18 protein-coding genes are annotated in these 19212 nt (G+C 59.8%); 9 read left to right on the forward strand and 9 right to left on the reverse strand.

Annotated features, from left to right (window positions below):
- Positions 1–5: 5 nt before the first annotated feature.
- From hisD to AC0L2A_RS01100, 6 genes are all read right to left on the reverse strand, one after another.
- Positions 6–1328: a histidinol dehydrogenase gene (gene hisD, locus AC0L2A_RS01075; protein WP_473607179.1), complete on the reverse strand. Its 1323-nt coding sequence runs from the start codon at positions 1326–1328 to the stop codon at positions 6–8.
- Positions 1329–1363: 35 nt separating this feature from the next.
- The gene (locus AC0L2A_RS01080) at positions 1364–2164 is read right to left on the reverse strand and encodes an ABC transporter permease (protein WP_473607180.1); all 801 of its coding nucleotides are present in this window, start codon (positions 2162–2164) and stop codon (positions 1364–1366) included.
- Entirely contained in the window at positions 2161–3105 is a 945-nt protein-coding gene (locus tag AC0L2A_RS01085) for an ABC transporter permease (protein ID WP_027156433.1), read from the reverse strand. The genes AC0L2A_RS01080 and AC0L2A_RS01085 overlap by 4 nt, the downstream gene beginning before the upstream one ends.
- A gap of 129 nt (positions 3106–3234) precedes the next feature.
- The gene (locus AC0L2A_RS01090) at positions 3235–4341 is read right to left on the reverse strand and encodes an ABC transporter substrate-binding protein (RefSeq protein WP_473509484.1); all 1107 of its coding nucleotides are present in this window, start codon (positions 4339–4341) and stop codon (positions 3235–3237) included.
- 35 nt (positions 4342–4376) lie between these two features.
- Positions 4377–5522, reverse strand: a complete 1146-nt coding sequence (locus tag AC0L2A_RS01095) for an ABC transporter ATP-binding protein (RefSeq protein WP_473607181.1) — start codon at positions 5520–5522, stop codon at positions 4377–4379.
- Between the two features lie 116 nt (positions 5523–5638).
- Entirely contained in the window at positions 5639–6412 is a 774-nt protein-coding gene (locus AC0L2A_RS01100) for an SDR family NAD(P)-dependent oxidoreductase (protein WP_473607182.1), read from the reverse strand.
- Positions 6413–6647: 235 nt separating this feature from the next.
- Here AC0L2A_RS01100 and AC0L2A_RS01105 point away from each other — a divergent pair, with 235 nt between their 5' ends.
- A complete protein-coding gene (locus AC0L2A_RS01105; protein WP_473607183.1) occupies positions 6648–6896 on the forward strand; it encodes a plasmid stabilization protein in 249 nt (82 codons plus the stop codon).
- A gap of 212 nt (positions 6897–7108) precedes the next feature.
- Here AC0L2A_RS01105 and AC0L2A_RS01110 read toward each other — a convergent pair whose 3' ends face one another.
- Positions 7109–7351 (reverse strand): hypothetical protein, encoded by a 243-nt coding sequence (locus AC0L2A_RS01110; protein WP_128172150.1) that lies wholly within the window; start codon positions 7349–7351, stop codon positions 7109–7111.
- A gap of 581 nt (positions 7352–7932) precedes the next feature.
- On the opposite strand from AC0L2A_RS01110, the gene AC0L2A_RS01115 reads away from it, so the two are divergent.
- Positions 7933–8505 carry a transglutaminase-like cysteine peptidase gene (locus AC0L2A_RS01115; protein WP_473607184.1) on the forward strand — a complete coding sequence of 191 codons (573 nt, stop codon included), beginning with the start codon at positions 7933–7935 and terminating at the stop codon, positions 8503–8505.
- Between the two features lie 301 nt (positions 8506–8806).
- Positions 8807–9544, forward strand: coding sequence for a TylF/MycF/NovP-related O-methyltransferase (locus tag AC0L2A_RS01120; RefSeq protein ID WP_036264615.1), 738 nt, complete (start codon positions 8807–8809; stop codon positions 9542–9544).
- A 151-nt stretch (positions 9545–9695) separates the two neighbouring features.
- Here the strand turns inward: AC0L2A_RS01120 and AC0L2A_RS01125 are convergent, their stop codons facing one another.
- A complete protein-coding gene (locus AC0L2A_RS01125; protein ID WP_473475393.1) occupies positions 9696–10223 on the reverse strand; it encodes a class I SAM-dependent methyltransferase in 528 nt (175 codons plus the stop codon).
- Positions 10224–10396: 173 nt separating this feature from the next.
- Positions 10397–11329, reverse strand: a complete 933-nt coding sequence (locus AC0L2A_RS01130) for a GSCFA domain-containing protein (RefSeq protein ID WP_473533787.1) — start codon at positions 11327–11329, stop codon at positions 10397–10399.
- Positions 11330–11747: 418 nt separating this feature from the next.
- On the opposite strand from AC0L2A_RS01130, the gene AC0L2A_RS01135 reads away from it, so the two are divergent.
- The 6 genes from AC0L2A_RS01135 (at position 11748) to AC0L2A_RS01160 (ending at position 19191) form a co-directional block, all read left to right on the forward strand.
- Positions 11748–12395, forward strand: a complete 648-nt coding sequence (locus tag AC0L2A_RS01135; RefSeq protein WP_473607313.1) for an FkbM family methyltransferase — start codon at positions 11748–11750, stop codon at positions 12393–12395.
- Positions 12396–12556: 161 nt separating this feature from the next.
- Positions 12557–13537 (forward strand): glycosyltransferase family 2 protein, encoded by a 981-nt coding sequence (locus tag AC0L2A_RS01140; protein WP_473607185.1) that lies wholly within the window; start codon positions 12557–12559, stop codon positions 13535–13537.
- Between the two features lie 308 nt (positions 13538–13845).
- Positions 13846–15651, forward strand: coding sequence for an ABC transporter ATP-binding protein (locus AC0L2A_RS01145; RefSeq protein ID WP_473607186.1), 1806 nt, complete (start codon positions 13846–13848; stop codon positions 15649–15651).
- A gap of 6 nt (positions 15652–15657) precedes the next feature.
- Positions 15658–16836, forward strand: coding sequence for a glycosyltransferase family 9 protein (locus tag AC0L2A_RS01150; protein ID WP_473607187.1), 1179 nt, complete (start codon positions 15658–15660; stop codon positions 16834–16836).
- A gap of 8 nt (positions 16837–16844) precedes the next feature.
- Positions 16845–18029: a glycosyltransferase family 9 protein gene (locus tag AC0L2A_RS01155; protein WP_023799619.1), complete on the forward strand. Its 1185-nt coding sequence runs from the start codon at positions 16845–16847 to the stop codon at positions 18027–18029.
- On the forward strand, positions 18019–19191 hold the full coding sequence (locus AC0L2A_RS01160) for a glycosyltransferase family 9 protein (protein ID WP_473607188.1): 1173 nt from the start codon (positions 18019–18021) through the stop codon (positions 19189–19191). Before AC0L2A_RS01155 ends, AC0L2A_RS01160 begins: the two co-directional genes overlap by 11 nt.
- Positions 19192–19212 lie beyond the last annotated feature (21 nt).

Raw genomic sequence — 19212 nt, forward strand, 5'->3', positions numbered from 1 at the left:
CTCCGCTACCGCGCCAGATATCGGTCGCGCACGCTGGAGACGGCGTGTTCATGCGAGGAGAAGCCTTCATAGCGGGCAAGTGTGCGGGCATGGCGCGCGAATTCCGGATAGGCCGCGGCCGTCACGTAGCCGATCGAAGAGCGCTTGACGAAATCCGTGACCGAGAGCGGTCCACAAGTACGCGCCCAGCGACTGGTCGGCAGCACGGCGTTGGGGCCCAGCCCGAAATTGCCGATCGAGACCGGCGTGTGCGGTCCCATCAGGATCTCGGCAGCTTCGGTGATGTGGCCAAGATGCGCGAAGGGATCGGTGGAGAGGATCTCCAGGTGCTCCGGTGCGTAGTCGTTGATGAAGCGGTAGCTCTCCTCGATCGAGGCCGTCAGCACGATGCCGCCACAGGCGCCGGTCAGCACCGCGGTGGAGAACGCGACCCGTTGCTCGCTCATGCGCGCCCAGTGCTCCGGCAGCGCGGCCAGTGCCTCCTCCGCCACGCGGCGGCTGTGGGTCACCAGATAGGCAGACGAGTCCGGTCCGTGCTCCGCCTCGATGAGGAGGTCGAGCGCGGCCAGCCCGCCATGCACGCTGTCGTCGGCGAGGATGATCGCTTCAGACGGGCCGGCGGGAAGGCCAGGATCGATGACGCCGGCAAGCAGCCGCTTGGCCGCAACCACCCAAGGGCTGCCCGGACCGACGATCTTGAGCGCGGCCTTGATCGTCTCTGTGCCGTAGGCGACCGCGGCCACCGCCTGCGCGCCGCCGCATTTGTAGACCGTTTCGACGCCGGCGAGGCGCGCCGCAACCAGCGTCGCTGCGTCCACCGAACCATCGGGCGCCGGCGGCGTGACGATGGCAAGCTCCGGGACGCCCGCCACCACTGCGGGCACTGCGGTCATCATTGTCACCGAAGGGAACGCCCCTTTGCCGCGCGGGACATAGAGCGCCACCGAGCGGATCGGCGTGAAGCGGTCGCCGGCAAAGGCGCCGGGCCGCATTTCCTTGAGCCACATCGCTTCCGGTTTCTGCTCTTCGTGGAAATGCCGGATGTTGTCGATGCCGAAGCGAATGGCGGCGATCACGTCCTCGTCGACCATGCCGAAGGCGGCGTCGAACTCGGTGGGGCTGACCTTCAGTCGCGTGGCATCGAGATCTGCCTTGTCAAAGTCGCGGGCGAAGCGAACGAGCGCGGCGTCGCCTTCTGTTCGGACCGCCTCGATGATCGGTGCGGCCTTCTCCATAAAGCCAGAGAGATCGGTCTCTGAGCGCCGCATCAATGCCGAACGAGCGGCGGCGTCGAGTTGGCTCAAATCGTGGAATGATACGTTTGGCATAGGATTTCCTTTGCGGCCCGACGAGCCGGCTTTCCTCATTTCGATTTCAGGAAGATGTCGAGCCCGACCAGCCTGTCGAGCAGGAAAACGGCGACGGCCGAGCAGGCGATGAAGACCACGGAGATCGCGGCGAGATCCGGCGTGATGATCGAGCGGATGGAGTTGTAGATCAGCACCGGCAGCGTCACGATTCGCGCATCCACGAGCAGCAGGCTGACCAGGAATTCGTTGAGCGCAAGAATGAACATCAGCAGCGAGCCGGTGATCACCCCCGGCATGACCGCCGGCAAGGTGACGGAGAAGAACACCTGGAGCGGCGGCGCGCCGCAATTGGCGGCGGCCAGTTCAAGGTCCGGGTCAAGCCCGGTGGCGCTCGCCGTCACCGCCCAGATCATGAAGGGCAGGTTGATAACGCAGCAGGCGATGCCGACCGGCCAGAGCTGGCCGAGAATGCCGGCGTTGCCGAAGATCAGCATGAGGCCGATGCCCGATCCGATCAGCGGGATGGTGAATGGCAGCAGCAGATAAATCTGGATCGTCTTCTCAAAACGCACCGCATATTTCGCCAGCGCGATGCCGGCCAGCGTGCCCACTGGAATGGCAACGATCGTACAGACCGTCGCGACCTGGAGCGTGCGCATGAAAGCATTGCGCAGGTCGGAGGCCTGCGAAATACGCGCGTACCACCGCAGCGACAGTCCATCCGGCGGAAACGTGATGATGTTGCCGTCGGTAAAGGAAGCGCCGAGCACCACGATCGTCGGCGCCGAAAGGGTCACCAGGGCGATCGTCACCAGGGTCCACAGGACAATCGATTTGCTGCGCGAGCCGCTCACGCCCGCGACCTCCCCATGGCGAGCGTTCCGGCTCCAAACAGCGCGAACACCAAGCCGACAAGGATTGACCCGAGCGCGACCAGCATAAGCGCCAGCATCGCGCCGAGACCCTGGTCGGAGGTGCGGAAGAACTGGTCGTAGATGGCGTTGGCGATGAAATCCTGCGAGCCGCCGCCAAGGATCGCGGGGACTGCGAAATCGGTGAGCGAAAGCGTCAGCACCACCACGCCGGCGCCGACGAAGCCTGGACGAGCGAGTGGCAGCACGACGTGGATGAACGTGCGAACCCAGTTCGCGCCGAGCGATCCAGCGGCTGCCTCCAGCTCTTCGGGAATGGCGGTGAGCGCCGGCGCCAGCATCAGTACGGCAAACGGCAGCATGTACTGGACGAGGCCGAACAGCACGGCGGGGTAGTTATAGATGAGCCGCATCGGGGCCACCCCGACAAGGCCGAGCGCCTCGTTCACCATGCCCTGGTTGCCGAGGATGATCAGCCAGCCATAGGCACGCACCACCTGGCCGATGAAGAACGGCAGGAACAGCGCGATCAGCAGGAATTTGCGCAATCCTGGCGAACGCGTGCGCACCATCAGATAGGCGTAGGGAAAGGCGAAGACGAGCGTCACCGCGGTGACGATCAGGGCGGCAACGAGGCTGCGCTGCGCGACGACCAGGAACAGTGGCTCGGTCAGCGCGCGGCGGAAATTGGCGATGGAATAGTCGTCGGAGAACTGGAAGGTGGTGGTGTCGAGCGTGCGCAGGCTGGCATCCGCGATCTGGATGAGACCAAGCACGAGCAGCCCGACAAGCAGCACCGCCGGAAGCAGCATCAGATAGGGCGTAGCGCGCCTGAACCGCGCCGGCCAGATAGCGGCGGCAACGCCTTCCAACGCATCCATGATGCGCCATGTCAGGGGATAGGCTGTCCTGGCTGCCCGCATGAAAAATCCGTATCCGACGTCGTGAAGGAACCGGTGCCGCGCTAGAGCAATTCCAGGAAAAGTGTATAGCGGTTTTCCGTCCGGAATTGCGTAAAAACAAAGAGTTAGCGCAGCACCGGCCGACCGGCGTCAGCCCTGCATGATCGCCTTGAACTTGGAAAACCACTCGCTCTCGTTCTCGACCTGGATCTTCGACGAGATGCGGATAAGGCGCTGGAAATCCGCTTCAGTGGTCGGATAGGACGGATCGCCCACCAGATCCTTGGGCGGGGTGAGGCCCGGCACCACGCCCGGCAAGCCAAGCCCGTCCAGCCAGATCTGCTGGGCTTCCTTGGTCAAGGCGTGATTGATGTACTGCTTGGCCCAGTAGAGTTCGTTTTCCGGCAGGCCCTTGGGGATCCACAGACCGTCAGTGTCAAATTTTGCACCCTCTTCCGGCACCACCCATTCGATTTTGACGCCGTTCTTGCGCGCCTCCCGGGCGTTGGTCGAGATGGTGCAGGCGGCGTCGATCTCGCCGTTCTGGAACCAGGTGGTGAAGTCGGGATCTTCGCCCAGCAGCGGCTGCTGTGCCTTCATCTTGGTGATGAAATCCCATGCCGGCTGCATGTTGCCGGGAATGTCCTCCAGCTTACCACCACCGGCGACCTGGGCCGGGAAATGGAAGCCGATGCCGTCATTGTAGAAGGCAAGCCGACCCTTGAACTTCGGGTCGAGCAGATCTTTCCAGGACTTGGGCGGTCCGTCCGGGAATGCCGCAGGCCGATAGGCAAGCACATAGACATAACCGTAGGTATTGACGATCGGGAAACCTTCCAGGCCGGCCGGCTTGGCAAGGTCCGTCACATTGGCGAGGTTCGGCAGGTCGGAGAGGTCTTCCGTCACGCCGCGCAGTGCCGATTTCGTGGCATTGGTGGTGGTGTCCCAGTTGATATGGATCGGCGGGACGCGTTTCTGCGCCACGGCCGCCCAGACCTTGGGCTGAATCTCGTTGTCTTCGGTCAGGTCGTGACGGACAGCAATCCCCGTCATCTTGGTGAAGCTGTCGGACACCCCGGCCTTCAGGCTATCCACCCAGCTGCCGCCCCAGGCGCGCACGATGATCTCCGCCGGCTTTTCCGGTTCCTGCGCATAGGCGCCGCGCAGGCCGAGCGCTGAGGCGCCGCCGAGCGCAGCGGTGGCCTGAAGGAAGGTTCTGCGGGAAAGATGGGATATCTTCGGCTTGAAGCGCTTCATCTGCATTCTCCTCTGGGTTTGACCGGTCTCCGGTTCTATCGAAAAACAAGCATGTCCCTGGCATTCCACCCCAGGAACACGCTTTCGCCTATGTCGAACTGCGTGTGCGCGGCGGGATCATGGTCGAAAACGCGAATGACCTCGTCGCCAATTGCGGCGCAGGCTACCTCGTAGACCATGCGCTCGCCTTCGAAGATGGTGTCGGTCACAGTCCCGGCCAGCATGCAATCAAGCTTCGACAGCTGCGCAGCATCGCCGGCGAGACGGATCTGTTCGGCACGGATCGCTCCCGATGCCTTGTCGCCCTCGGCAGGCGGATTGACCGGATCGCCGACCTTTCCGGCAAGCATCAGGTCACCCCGAACGATGGAAACATCGCCCATTTCCGATACGGCCCGTACCGTGCCGGCAATGAAGTTGGTGACGCCGATGAAATTGGCGACGAAGGCGTTGCGTGGCTGGCGGTAGGTGTGGATCGGCCGTGCCTTCTGCTGGATCTCGCCCTGATCCATGACGACGATATCGTCGGAAACTACCAGCGCCTCGCGCTGGTCGTGGGTGACATTGATCGTGGTGACGCCGAGCTCACGCTGGATGCGGCGGAATTCGAGCTGCATTTCCTCGCGCAGCTTGCGGTCGAGTGCGGCGAGCGGCTCGTCGAGAAGCAGCAGGTCGGGCTCAAACACCAGCGCGCGCGCAATCGCGACGCGCTGCTGCTGCCCGCCGGACAGTTCGTGAACGCGCCTGCTGCCATAGCCTCCGAGCCGCACCAGAGCGAGATATCGCTCGACGCGGTCGGGAATGGTGCGTGCGTCGCGCCGACGCATCTTCAGCGGGAAGGCGACATTCTCGGCCGCCGTCATATGAGGAAACAAGGCAAGTCTCTGAAAGACCATGCCGATCGACCGCTTGTGCGGTGGCACCGCGCTCACCGCTTCACCGTTGATGAAGATCTCGCCGCTGCTCGGGGTCTGGAACCCGGCGATCATGCGCAGGAGGGTTGTCTTGCCGGACCCAGACGGCCCGAGAATGGTGAGAAACCGGCCCTTCGGCAGATCGAAGGACGCGTTCTTGACGGCTTGAACCCCATCGAAGTCCATCCCGACGTTGCGGACCGTGACGGCGATTTCCCCGTCGCCTTCCGCTACGTGCGAAGCTGCGGCCCGAAAACGCTCCTGCATTGTGGTTCCCCTTTTTGTCGCCGGTCGCATGCAAGAACGCCCAGCGTGTCAGGTGGTATATACAACCATATACAAGCTCGGTCTACACAGTCCTCGTTGCGCCGCATCTCAGTCGCTCAGATGGATGCGAGATAGCCGCCGTCGATCGGGAGGCAATGCCCGGTGACATAGGCGGATGCCCCGCTCGCCAAAAACACGACAGCGCCGGCCAGATCCTGCATCGTGCCGAAGCGCCGCTGCGGGATCTTGGCCAGCATCGCCGTCTGCCAGTCGGGATCCTGATAAAAGGCGTCCGTCATCGCCGTATGGAAATACCCCGGAGCGATGGCGTTGACGCGGATGCCGAGCGATGCCCATTCCGCGGCGAGTGCGCGGGTCATGCCCAGAAGCCCGGACTTGGACGAGCCGTAGGGTACCGCGGTCGGAATGCCGACATAGGAGGTCAGCGAGCAAAGATTGATGATCGCGCCACCGCTGTTGTCGTCAGCCATCCGCCGCGCCGCAGCCTGCGCGCAGAAGAAGGCGCCCTTCAGATTGGTCGATACGATGCGGTCCCATACCGCCTCGTCCACGTCGAGCGAGGGCTGGACTTTTTCGTAGCCGGCGTTGTTGACCAGAATGTCGAGCCCACCAAAGGCATCCGCCACCTCGTCGACCACCACGCGGATGCGAACGGTGTCGAGCACATCGAGAGACCGGCAAAGCGACCTTCGCCCATGTGCGCTAATTCGGTCCGCCGTTTCACGAAGGGAATTTTCGTCGCGGGCGGTCACCGCCACATCGGCACCGGCCGCCGAGAGCGCCTCCGCCATGGCCTGGCCGATGCCGCGGCTGGCGCCCGTCACCAGCGCCTTTTTTCCCGTCAGGTCGAACAGGCGAGCGGCGTCCATGGCGGTTTCCTGCATTCCCGAAAAAAAACGTGCGGTCGAATTGGAAACGAACACCAGTTGCGGCCGGTTGTCTATACATGTTGCGCTATGGCGGGGGTGCCACCAAACGGCGCGGCGCCGGTTTGCGGCGATCGCTTGAACGACGGCATCCCGGATGGCCCCCCATCAGAACGCCATCAACTGGCGTCTCGCTAGCAAAGCCATTAAGCTCTATCAACGGCAAAGGGAGTCCCACATGGTCGAACCGCGGCTTTCCGTGCGCAGCGCAAAGGCGCGTGATCTTGCGCACCGGCTGGCTCGGCGCGAGAACCGCTCGATCGCCGACGTGGTTGAGCGCGCGCTGGAATCCTATGAGGTCCGGCACGCCGGTCGTGAGCCGGCGTCGACGTTCTACGCGCGTATCGCTAGCGCTTATGGCGTCGAAATCGACCTTGAAGCGACGATCCGGGGCGCTCGGCAAGTTGATTCGGGACCTGAGCTTTGATCTTCCCCTGCTGCCAGGGTCATTTCCGAGACGCTGAAGAAGTCGCCCGAGCCTGCCTTGTCGCATGGTTGTTCGCCATGGCGCCTCGACACGCTCGCCTGAGACATTGAATTCACCCTATCGGCGCGATTTTCCCGGGCGCCCTTGTCCAACCACCCCCGCTGAATGCGGGGTGATTGGACAATTTTGCATGGGAGGAAAAGTTCAGCGTATCAACGGCTGCCCGCCCATGGCGCGCGACCCCTAAGGACCTTGCCGGGCTGTGGCTGTTCTTCTTTCGGAGCGACCACCGGTTGAGGCAAGGAAGCCGTGTGACTGGTATCCAAGGTCATTCCGCTGTTGTCGACGCCAGTAGGGAAGCCGCGGGTCGGGTCGCGGTCCGGGTTTTGATTGGCCGCGAGCGAGACTCCTGTCGACAAGGCGAGGAGGGCAATAGCGGTTACAAGTTTGTTCATCGTACTATTCCTTTCAATAATGAGCAGACCCGCCGACGGCGGCTCGCGCGGAATTGAATCCTGCTTTGCGAAATCCCGTCGGCTCTCTGTCTCGCCATCATGACGAGGCTTCCTGCTCACGGATGAAACTACGCTGGGCCTGTCGCAGAGGTTTGCCCGAGTGCTATCGAAGTGTATCCGAATGTATGAGAATCCATGCGAGGTCCCGCAGCCCTTGGACTTCGACAAATTTGGCTACAATTTTTTTGGCCGCCTGTCGGCGTTTGCGCGGCCAGATACCTGTCGGGCGCCGGTCATCAGGTCCAGGTAAGCGGAGCTGCCGAAGAACGCCGATGACGTAAAAGCGGGACAATTCCCCTGATCGGGTGAACGCATAATTTGCTGATCGGGCGACCGCGCGGCGCCCACCATCAGGTGGTTCGCGACCGTCGCTTTAAATTGTGCGGCGGCTGTGTTGATGCGCTTATGAAAAGATGGTAACGCGGTATTAAAGATTGTTTCGGGTTGTTACCTCTGGGGCGGGGCGAATGGGATTGGTGGTACCGCGGGCATGGCTGTGTGCCGGCCTACTGATAGGCTTGATGATGTCCGCGACGCCGATGGAGAAGGCTTCGGCCGACGTCGTGCCTGGCGCCATGGCCACCGGGCAGCCAACCTCCGTCCCTGTCGGCTACATCGAATTCTGCAGACGGCGGGCCGCGGAGTGCGCAATACGATCAGGCAAGAGCGCTCCAGTCCTTCTGTCCGCGGGCATGGAAGGCAAGCTCGCCTCCGTCAACAAGCTGGTGAACAGATCGGTCAGGCCCGCGAGCGATCTGGACGTTCACGGCATGATGGAATTCTGGTCATATCCTGACCACGCGCTCGGCGACTGCGAGGATTATGTCCTGCTCAAGCGCCAGTTGCTCAGGCAGCAGGGCATATCGCTGTCAAACCTTCTGATCACCGTCGTCAGGAAGCAGGACGGCGAGGGGCACGCGGTGCTGACCGTCAAGACCGACAAAGGCGACTATGTGCTCGACAACCTCAACGACGATGTGAAGCCTTGGTCGGTAACTGGATATCGATTCATAAAAAGGCAGTCGTCTACGCATACCGGGCGCTGGGTCGCGATAATCGAACACCCCGATGTACTGGTCGGGGCAGTCGACTGAACCTCCCGAATTAGCGGATCGACAATGCCTGGCGCTGGCGCTCATGCCGGAGAACGGCCAGATGCCCGGCTCCGCGTTTGTTTCCGCACCGGCCCAGGCACATGACCCGTGATCTTGAGTCGCACTGCATGGGCGTTCCATTCCAGGCATAGGCTTATTACGAGCACCGGGAAGCGCTTCCTTGCGGCGCTCGATAAGCCAATGTCCCTCAGCCGGAACTCGATTTCATTCCGCGCCTGATGCCGGTAGGGCTTTCTCTTCTGCCCGTGTTATGGACATGTCGAATGCTGGAGGATACAGGATGAAATTGAGAGACGCGGCACTTGCTGTCATTTCGAAAAAACGCAGAGGCGTGGCCTGGTATAAGGTCTCTCAGAAGAAGGCCGACAAATACGGCTTCTATGTTTATTCCAGTCATATGGTCTGGAAAGACCAGCCGTTTTTCCGAAAGGCGCTGCAGCGGGTCAAAAACATCCGTGGGATTCCAGATCCCCGGGCTTTCGTCCTGCAAAGCTGCTTGCGATCGATCGAGCGTATCGACGGCGATGTGGCCGAATGCGGCGTAAGGCAAGGCCGGTCGACGATATTCATGCTGATGAGCGATCTTCGGCCACGGCACTACCACCTTTTTGACTCGTTCGCTGGCCTCTCGGAACCGACCGCAGAGGATCGCAAGCCAAACGGCCGAACACCATGGAAGTCCGGCGATCTCAGCACCGACGAGAAGGTAGCCAGAGAGAATATTTCCGACTTCAGCAACACCACTTTTCATGTCGGATGGATACCGGAAACTCTTTCCAACGTATCTGACCGGCGTTTCGCCCTGGTCCATATTGACGTCGATCTTTACGAGCCGACACGTGACGCGCTCGCCTTCTTCTACGATCGGGTGTGCGCGAATGGCATGATCATATGTGACGACTACGGCTCTGCGCTCTGTCCTGGAGCCCGAAAGGCCTTTGATCAATTTTTCGAAAACCGCCCGGAAGGCATCATCGAACTTCCAACGGGGCAGGCGATTGTCGTAAAGGCAAGCTAGTGCGCGGCATTCCGCGTCAACCAGCCGCAGGTTCGCGATCGGACCTCGCGGTCACGGTCGACATAGGAACGGTCAGTCTGTGGCGAAATATATCGGGCGCCAAAGCGCAAGATGTCGCTGCGCGACAAGGCGGGACTGAACGCAACAAGCCCTAGTGGCGATGATAAGCCTGAACCGTGCAACCGCGCGGCGACTGGTGGCGATGAGATAAGCTGAATCCAGCGCCCTCGATTAAAGACTGAAGACGAGTATCTTTTTCTTTTGGAACCCGCGCCACAACGGTCTGTGCGCGGTTGACGATGTCGGCAAAGATGCGATCAGCCTTATCCTGGCCCAATCCCCTGCGGACATGCTGGTAAACAGCGAGGAGCAGAACGACATCATAGCTGTCCTTGAGAACGGATGGGAGCTTTCGGCTCCCCAAGCTCATGGCATCAAATCGGCTTTCGACGCCAGATCCCAGAAAGATCGAGCGAGCCACGCCGATATGCGGTTTCAGGATGTCGATGCCGTGGATGTAAGCCGGCCTATGCTTGGCGATTTCATAAGCGACGATGCCCATATTGCAGCCGACGTCGAGGATCGTCTTGCCGGCGTAGTCTACCCCGCACGAAAACAGCCCGTCGAGGCGATCCTCCCACGTTCCTGCGAATTTCTTGCGGGTGTTCCAAAACAGCATCAATTAGCCTCTCGTGGCTGGATAGGTCGGCGGCGTTATATCGGTCAAGAGCGCGCTGTGCTAGTCTAGTTTCCGTCCACAAACGTCTAGCGCTGAATGGCTGCGGCTACTCTCCATCGACACGAAGAGACGATGTCACGGCGGCAAGGCACGGGGTGTCTGTACGATGACGCCTACGACGGAGCAAAGTACGCGTTGAAGAACTGTTCAACGATGTCGTCGACGACCGATCTCTTTACGTGCCGTAAGTCCTCTTCGTAGCTATGAGTGAGGCCTCCATAGGTGACAAGCTCGAATGAGGGAAGGTAATGGACATTGTCCCGTTCCCGGCAGACTTGACCAAGCACAGCCCGAAGAACGGATTTGCCTTCAGTGTTCGCCGTGACGACATCCGCGTCTTGAAACGTCCGAGCCAATGCAACCGGTGAGACTGTGAGAATTATCGGTGCATCGGGTTTGTGTTGACGGACCATGTCCACGGTAGCCATCACGTTGGCATAATTTTCCTGAAAGCTGCTGACGTGAAGCGTCGTTTCCTGCATTCCGCCTCCGCCACGATAAAGCGGTTTCTGTGCTGCTACCTTGCCACTGGCCCTGTTGATGAAGACCTCAGTCATTCCGAAGGTAAATATGAATGCCGTGGCCGCATCGAAGCCAACCCGCATCTCCCTGTTCATGCTCTCGATCACCTCTTTGAGAACTTCCGGAGATTTGGCGAGGATGAGACGGCGGTAGGGGTCCTGAAAGCAGATCGGACCCCAAGGCGCAGGTTTTTTGATCTGCCACCAGTCGTCATTGGCTTGATCCCACAAGCCGAGCATTTGCTCAATCTGAAGGCGAACAGTGAACGTGTTATAGAAGTTCATATGCTCTCGCCCGGGCAGCTCATCTACAATGGCTTGCGCTGGGTCGAAACTGATATTTCTGTAAGACGGAACGCAGGCGACCTGCTTGCTTGTTAACGCAAGACGAATTTCCTCCGCAAAGCAACTTCCCATCGTGAAGAATATATCTTTTCGAGTGAATACTGCATTTTTACGGATTGTAATGACGCCTGAACTGGAAAAATCGCCATACTTGTTATTCAGTTTGTCCGCAGCCGCCAAATGGATAGGTTGATTGTACCCCAGTCGCTTGCGGAGCCGAAGATACTTTCGTCGAACTCGCTCTAGCAATGTCACATCGCTCCATGATCGTCATAGTTGGCCGCTGACAGCAATGCCCGACGTTTAGCCCGCTTCCCCGCTGGCCGCAATCCGGCCGGCACGCCGCCAAAGCTCGCAATCACTGCCGTCGTGCGGAAGCCCATTATCGTCGCAAACGCTCTCTTCAAAGCCAACCGAAAATAGGCCCTAAGCCCCGATCATTAAAGCGACTGCTCTAAGACACGCCAAGAATCGCGGCGACGCTGTTGCAGAGCAGCACCAAAATTGGCATAGAACGTCTCCCTCTCATCTGGATTTTGCGCATAGAGGATTTTGGTGCCGACGTTCAGTGGAGTCGACAGGATCTTTTTGTGTGACTATGAACGTTAAATTGCTAAAATATCACGCTTACAGCCGTTGGTTCGGGCGTCCCTCATGGAATGCTTCGTATCTGTTCGGACGGGCCTGCCGGCGGCTGAAGCCAGGCGATATTGTCATAGATGCCGGCGCGAATCTGGGTGAGATCACCTCGGCCTTGGCTAAGACGGGCTCGACGGTTCATGCCTTCGAGCCAGACCCCTACACCTTCGAACGGCTGCGCAAGAACGTTGGAGCATTCAAAAATGTCCATCTCTATCAGCAGGCGCTTGCCGACCAATCCGGGACTGCGAAGCTCTACCGGTCACGTAAATTCAGTTCTGACCCAGACTTTTGGTCGCAATCCTCTTCCTTGTATGCAGACAAATCTAACATCTCGAAAGACGACTACACTGAGGTTGAGCAGTTAAGCATAGTTGATTTCGTTAGAGGGCTTGGATCTCCAGTGCGGATACTGAAGATTGATGTAGAGGGCGCGGAAGTGCCAATTCTCGAATCGATATTATCCTGCGGATTGATGAACAAGATCGATATGATCTTTGCTGAAACCCACGAGAAAAAAATCCCACAGCTTGCAGAACGTACGCGCGCGCTCCGCGAAGCAATCAAACGAGATTGGGCCAATAAAATCAACTTGGACTGGCACTAGTCATCTCCACTGGATGTTGACGAGTTGGATCGCGCCTTCATAGCACCTTTGCCATCACCTATAACAAGTCGAGTGATGAGCGACGTTCGAAAAAAACATGGCGATCCGAACATGGCCGCTGCGACCTTGTGCGGACAGCCCCTTGAAATTTGTGAGCTCAAATGAAGAAAAGAAGCCAGTTTCATATTTTCCGTAGATCGATTGCCGACACAATTCAGTATAGATTTCGCAATTCGCTGAGGAAAGACGATTTAGAAGCGCGTGGAAATCTATCTCCAGTTTCTCAAAAAGAAATCTTGCTTGTGGCAGTCGTCAGGAACGAATACCCTGAGATAATTCCATTCCTTGATCACTATCGATCGATCGGCGTTTCCAGATTTGCCATTGTCGATGACCGTTCTGAGGACGGGACACGGGAATTTCTGTTGAGCCAGCCAGATGTGGACGTATTCATCTCACGAAAGACCTATGGAGAAGCAGGGCGCGGAACTTTCTGGCGACAGGATATAATCCGCAGATACGGGTTCAACCGGTGGTACGTGATCGTGGATGCGGATGAATACCTGGTTTATGATGGCATGGATCGCCACAACCTGCATGACCTCGCCGGTTGGATCCAAAAAAGAGGCATGAAGCACCTGCTGGCGCCGATGATCGACATGTATCCGGCAGGAGACTTAAGGGACTTTCCGTTTGACCCAAAACGCGCTCCTTGGGAGATAGCCGATCATTTCGATGCTTCAGGATACGATTACTCGACGAGCCCGCAAAATATCAAAATCCGAGGTGGCCCGAGAAGCCGGGCGTTTGGTACGCACACCCTAACCAAATATCCGTTCGTATACGGAGATAGATTGACGATCTTAAATTCAATTCACGCTCCGCTACCCTATTGGCGTAACCACGTGGAGAGTTATGGCGCTCTTCTTCATTTTAAGTTTTTCTCTAATTTCACGACGAAGGCTCAGGTCGCGGTCGATGAAGGCCAATATTGGAACGGTGCGTCAAAATACAAGGAATACCTTTCCGCCACTATCGGCAAGCCGGACTTCAATGTGATGAGCGAAATTTCGCAAAGGTATTCGGGTATTCAGGATATAATCGGTGCGGGCCTGACCCAAGCTATTTCCTGGAATGATTAGATCGACAACCCGGTCCTTGGCTGCTCACCAATTCTCGCGGTTGGGAGCCCGATTTTGCTAGAGACTCTATTCCAAAGCCCAGGCGATCATTCCTCTTGGACCCTTCGGAGAGTTGTGTATGCTCCCATAGTCGCCGATCCCGTCAACGCGGGCTGGCATCCGGATTCGGCATTGACTGCGGGTCCGAACAAAGTCACAGACAAGCAATCCGACATAGATTTAAAGCAGATGTGCGAGCGGTGTCGCGAAAGTCGCATGGATCGGCAAAGGCCAACTGACACCGACGACACATCGCAGCAGGAAACCGAATGAGCGCAAAGAGACGAATTTCAGCGGCCTTGGCGTACCCGCTGGTCAAGCGCCTGATCCTCGAGAACCTGCCGCCGCACATAAAGCTGTATCTCGCCGGTTTGCTGTGCACGATTGCCGGTGCGGCGGCGACGTCCGGATTTGCCTGGATCATGCGTGACATGATCAACAGCATCTATATCGACAGGAACGCCGCCGCCGTTTGGGGTATCAGCGCGGCAATCATCGGACTTTCCGCTGTCAAGGGCATCGCGGCATACGGTCAAACCATTACGACCGGAAACGTCCGCAGGGCCATCGTGTCGGACCTCCAACACCGGCAGTTTTCCCGGCTGATGCGCCTCGACATTGGCCATTTCGTCAATCAGCATCCGGCCAAATTCATTTCCAAGATAATGTTCAATGCACGCGCCGGTGCGTCCGTCATCATCACGCTGACGAGCAACACGGCCTCTGACGTTTTGACCCTGGTCGGACTGGCAAGTGTCATGGTCGTGCAGGACCCGACCATGTCGCTTATATCGGCGGCGGCTTTGCCGGTGATCTTCCTCTCGGTGAGCACGATCACGCGAAAGATCAAGTCGCTGGCAAGGGGCGAAACAGAGCTGGCGGCACAGGTTCAGTCGATCGGCACGGAAGCCATAGACGGCATTCGCACCATCAAATCGTTCCAGCTCGAGGACAAGGCGATCGCCAGTTTCGCTAAGGCTGTCCGCAAGATGGAAAGGCGCGGCGTCCAGATCAACCGGACATCGGCGTTGATGAGTCCATTGATGGAGACGGGCGGCGGCTTCATCATCGGCCTTTTCCTCATTTATGCCAGTTGGCAGACCCTCGGAAACGGCAAGACACCAGGCGAATTCATGGCCTTCATAACCGCCTTTCTGCTTGCCTATGAGCCCGCCAAACGGCTGGCCCGGGTCAATGTGGATATCCAGAAGCTAATGGTTGCCGTCGAGCAGATGTATGATTTGATCGACACGCCCGAACAGCGACAACTCGCAACCGCAGGCGAGCGACTGACCGGCGTCGAGGGCGGTATCCGTTTTGAAGATGTGGCCTTCTCCTATGGAGGCAACAGCCCGGCGCTGCACGGTGTTTCCTTCGAGGTCCGACCTCGTGAGAAGCTGGCGATCGTTGGCCGCTCCGGCGCTGGCAAGACCACCATCGTCAATCTGATCTTGCGCCTGATGGAGCCGGACAGGGGCAGGATCTTCATCGACGACAAGGACATTGCCAAGATCAGCCTGGCCGACGTTCGCGACAATATCGCACTGGTGTCACAGGATATCTTCCTGTTCGAAGGTTCTATCCGTGACAATATTCGCGACGGACGCCCGAACGCCGCGGATCAAGAAATCGATTCCGCGGCGGAACTCGCCCGGGTCACAAGTTTTGCATCGAACCTTGAAAACGGGCTCGACACGCTTGTCGGGCCGGGCGGCGCCAACCTGTCGGGCGGGCAGAAACAACGCGTTGCCATCGCGCGCGCCCTGCTCAAAAACGCTCCGGTGATTGTCTACGATGAAGCAACATCCGCGCTCGACGGCGAAAACGAACGGGCGGTCATGGAGGCTGCCTTCGACGATGCATTTCAGCGCACTGTGATCTGCATTGCGCACAGGCTTTCAACCATCAAGGCGGCCGATCGCATTCTCGTATTCGACGCTGGCATCCTCGCGGACTCCGGGACTCATGAAGAGCTTGCCAGGCGCAGCGAAATCTATCGCTCGATCTTCCATCTGGAGACGTCCGCTCCGCTCGTCGAAAGCGGCAAAAAGCTGCGGCAGAGCGTATTGCGCTGAAGGCCGATGACCAGTTTTTACCACGGTTCCTACATCCGGTATGTGATTGGTGGATTGGGCCTGCGGTTGCGCAGATACACAAAGGCCGTGCGGACGCTGTTTACCGGCTCCAGGCCTCGTTCCGTTCTTGAGCAGCAGGCCAAGGTCGACGCGCTGATCGCGCGCAGGGACTGGACAGGGCTTGAAGCAAGTACCAATGAAATGGCCATCATGGCCGATCGTGCCCGCGACCCTGAGATGATGCAGAAGGCAGGCCAGGCGTTCGAACGGCTGGGCAACTTCGCGCGGGCGGCCGAGCTTCGGCTTTCCGCTCGCCGGCAACGAAAAGGGAAAGGCGCCAATGAGTGGACTGGAGAAGACCTCGGTTCGGATAGGCTGCTGATCGATCTTGTGGAGGATGACCCTCGCAGTCTTGGCCGGGTTATCCGCCATGCGCGACTGGCCGGCGCCGCCGCTGCATGTGCGCAAAGTGCGACGATTCGGGTCGAGCCGCGCCTCGTATCGCTTGTGCAGCGGACGTTCCCCAACGCGACCGTGGTCCCAGCGCAGCAGAATGTCGTTGGTGACAAATTTGCGACCTTCGAAAATCTTGCCTGGATTTTCGGCCGCGATGCCGAAAGACTAGCCGCCGACTTCGTGCCGCTGCGGGCAGATCCTGAGCTCGTCGAGACATTTCGCAGGCGCTATCGCTCGATGACGGATCAACCATTGGTCGGCCTCTCCTGGGGCAGCAAATCCCATAGCAAGGACGTGCCTGATTTCCCCGAATGGGCACGGTTCATCGCCCGGACACAGGCGACGTTCGTTTCCCTCCAATACGGACAGATCAAGCCGGCGCTGCGGCGCCTGCGCAACGGCAATGACGCACGGCTTATCTATGACGACAGTGTCGACCAGATGCTTGATATGGACCGTTTCGCCGCGCAGATCGCCGCGCTCGATGCCGTGGTGACGATCAGCAATACGGCGGCCCATCTGTCCGGAGCACTCGGCGTGCCGACCATTTTCCTGATCGATGACAAGTTTGAAACAGCGTGGCCGGTGACTGGCAATCGAACGCCCTGGTATCCGAACGGCGTCGTCATGCGCAAGGAAGGTCGTCCGTGGCCGGTGGTACTCGACGACGTCGGCCGGCGGCTCTCGTCGATTCTGACGGCGCGTTCGACGCTGTCTAGCGATAGTTGAGGGTCGCTGTGCCGAGCAGACGGTCCATCCTTGAAAAGGCAAAAGCCGCCGACCTGCGCCCGCAAGGTGTTGACGGCAAGCGGCTGCAGAAGGTTCTCGATCGGGCAAAGAAGTTTTTTAAGCGCCCCTCGCGCCATGCTGACGAAAGCGTCAAACGGCATGCGAGCCTGATGGCGCAGAGTGTCGAACGGCGTGACTGGCAGGCGGCCCGGGAACATGCGCTGGCACTCGGCCTGCTCGGTGAGCAGCTTGGCGATCGCGGGCTTGTCAAAAAAGCCGGGCGTGGACTGAGACGCCTCCGCGGCGGCAATCGTGCCTGGCAGTTGATTGCGTCGAGCAAGCAAGTGCCCGGCCGGCCCGAATGGGATGGCAGTGATCTTGCGGGTCGCAGGCTTGCCGTCGAGCGGCGCGAAGGCGATCTCGCAATCTTCCTCCAGTTCGCGTCGCTGCTTGGCCCGGTGGTCGCGGCCGCCGACCGGTGCACCGTCCTGATCGAGCCGCGACTGGCGCCACTTTATCGCAGAACATATCCCGCGCTCGATGTCAGACCAGAGGCGGAAGCGGCGGCGGCGGTCGACGCCGATGTCTTCGCCTGCTTCGAGACACTGGCGAGACACTTTTGGCCGGATGAGCCGACAGCGCGCGCGCCCTTCGTTCCGTTGGAGCCGGACCGCCGGCTTGTCGCCGAGTTGCGCGGCGCCTATCTCGATCATGGCCCGGGGCCCCTGATCGGCTTTGCCTGGGGAAGTCTGAACAAAAGCAAGGACCTGCCGGTTCTGGATGACTGGCGGGCGCTGCTCGGCGGTCTGCCGGGCCATTTCGTCAGCATGCAATATGGCGACGTCGGGCCGGCGCTCTCCGAATTCGAGCGCTGGGCGCCGGGCCGCATCATCCATGACGCGTCCGTGGACCAATTGTCGGATATGGACCGCTTCGCCGCGCAAATCGCCGCCCTCGACGCGGTGGTGACGATCAGCAATACCGGTGCCAATCTGGCGGGAGCGCTCGGCGTGCCGACCGTTGTCCTGCTCGACGATGGGTTTCGGCTGTCGTGGCCTGCCTTCGGCGAGACCGTCGCCACATATCCAAGCGTTCGACTGGTGCGAAAGGGCGGCCGGGCGTGGGCGTCCGCGATGCGGGAAGCAGGTGGACGGGTTGCGCAAATCATCGGTGGAGTTGGTGATGGAAGCTAGTCAACTGCTTCGCCGGGTCCGCCGCGTTGTCGCGCTCGCAGGCTACAATTACAAGGTCTGGTTCCGTCGTCACCGGCGGCAGCTTTTCCTGCGCTGGCGCGATGGCGACATTGCCGATCAGATGGCGGATTATAGGCGAAGCATCGAGGCGCGCGACTGGTCGGCGGCGCTGCCGAAAGCCCTGGCGCTGGGATCGATCGCGAAGTCGAGGCGCGAGGTCCACCTGCTGGACGAGCTCAGCAAGGCGCTGATGCGCATGGGCGCCTACGGCCCGGCGGCCGAACTCAAGATCGCGCGGCGCCACATCGTCGAGGGTCGCGCCGACGGCGAATGGCTGGGCCAGGACATCTCGGGCCAGACCCTGCTCGTCGATCTGATGGAGACCGAAAAGCAGGGTCTGGCCACCGCGATCCACCATGCGAGTTCCGTCGGCCGCGCGCTCGCTCGCGCCGCTCGTCTGATCGTCCTGGTCGAGCACCGCTTGGTGCCGCTGTTTCAGCGGACATTTCCCGCCGCCGATGTGCGGGCCGTCGGTCAGGGGAGCAAGGCAGCCTATGGCGAGGCCCAGCTCTTTGCCGGCGTCCAGCATCTGACTGCCGTGTTCGAGACGGATGAAACCACGATCCGGGAGCATTTTGTTCCCCTGAAGCCGGATCCGGCGCGGGTCGCTGACCTTCGCGCCCGCTATCGCAGGAACGGGCGGCCGTTGGTCGGCGTCGCGTGGGGCAGCTCCAATCCCGGCAAGGACCTGCCGCCACTCACGGCATGGCGCGGCCTGCTCGGTCGACAGGACCTGCAGTTCGTTTCGCTGCAATATGGCCGGATCGAGCCCGACCTGAAAATCCTGACCGATGGTGATCCCGCGCGCATCTTGCACGACGTCTTGGTGGATCAACTCGTCGACATGGATCTTTTCGCCGCGCAGGTCGCGGCGATGGACGCCGTCGTAACCATCAGCAACACCGGGGCGCATCTGGCCGGCGCACTCGGCATCCCTTCGGTCTTCATCCTTGGTGACGGCTTCAAACGTTCCTGGCCGGTCGAGGGCGACCGCACGCCTTACTATCCTTCCGCCGTGCTGGTCTCGAAGCGGGAACGACCCTGGGCTGCGGTGATGGAAGACGCACAAAACCAGATGGGCTCACTCATCAGCACTGTTTGAATCCACCACCCAAGGCATCGC

The organism is Mesorhizobium sp. WSM4844 (assembly GCF_055811775.1).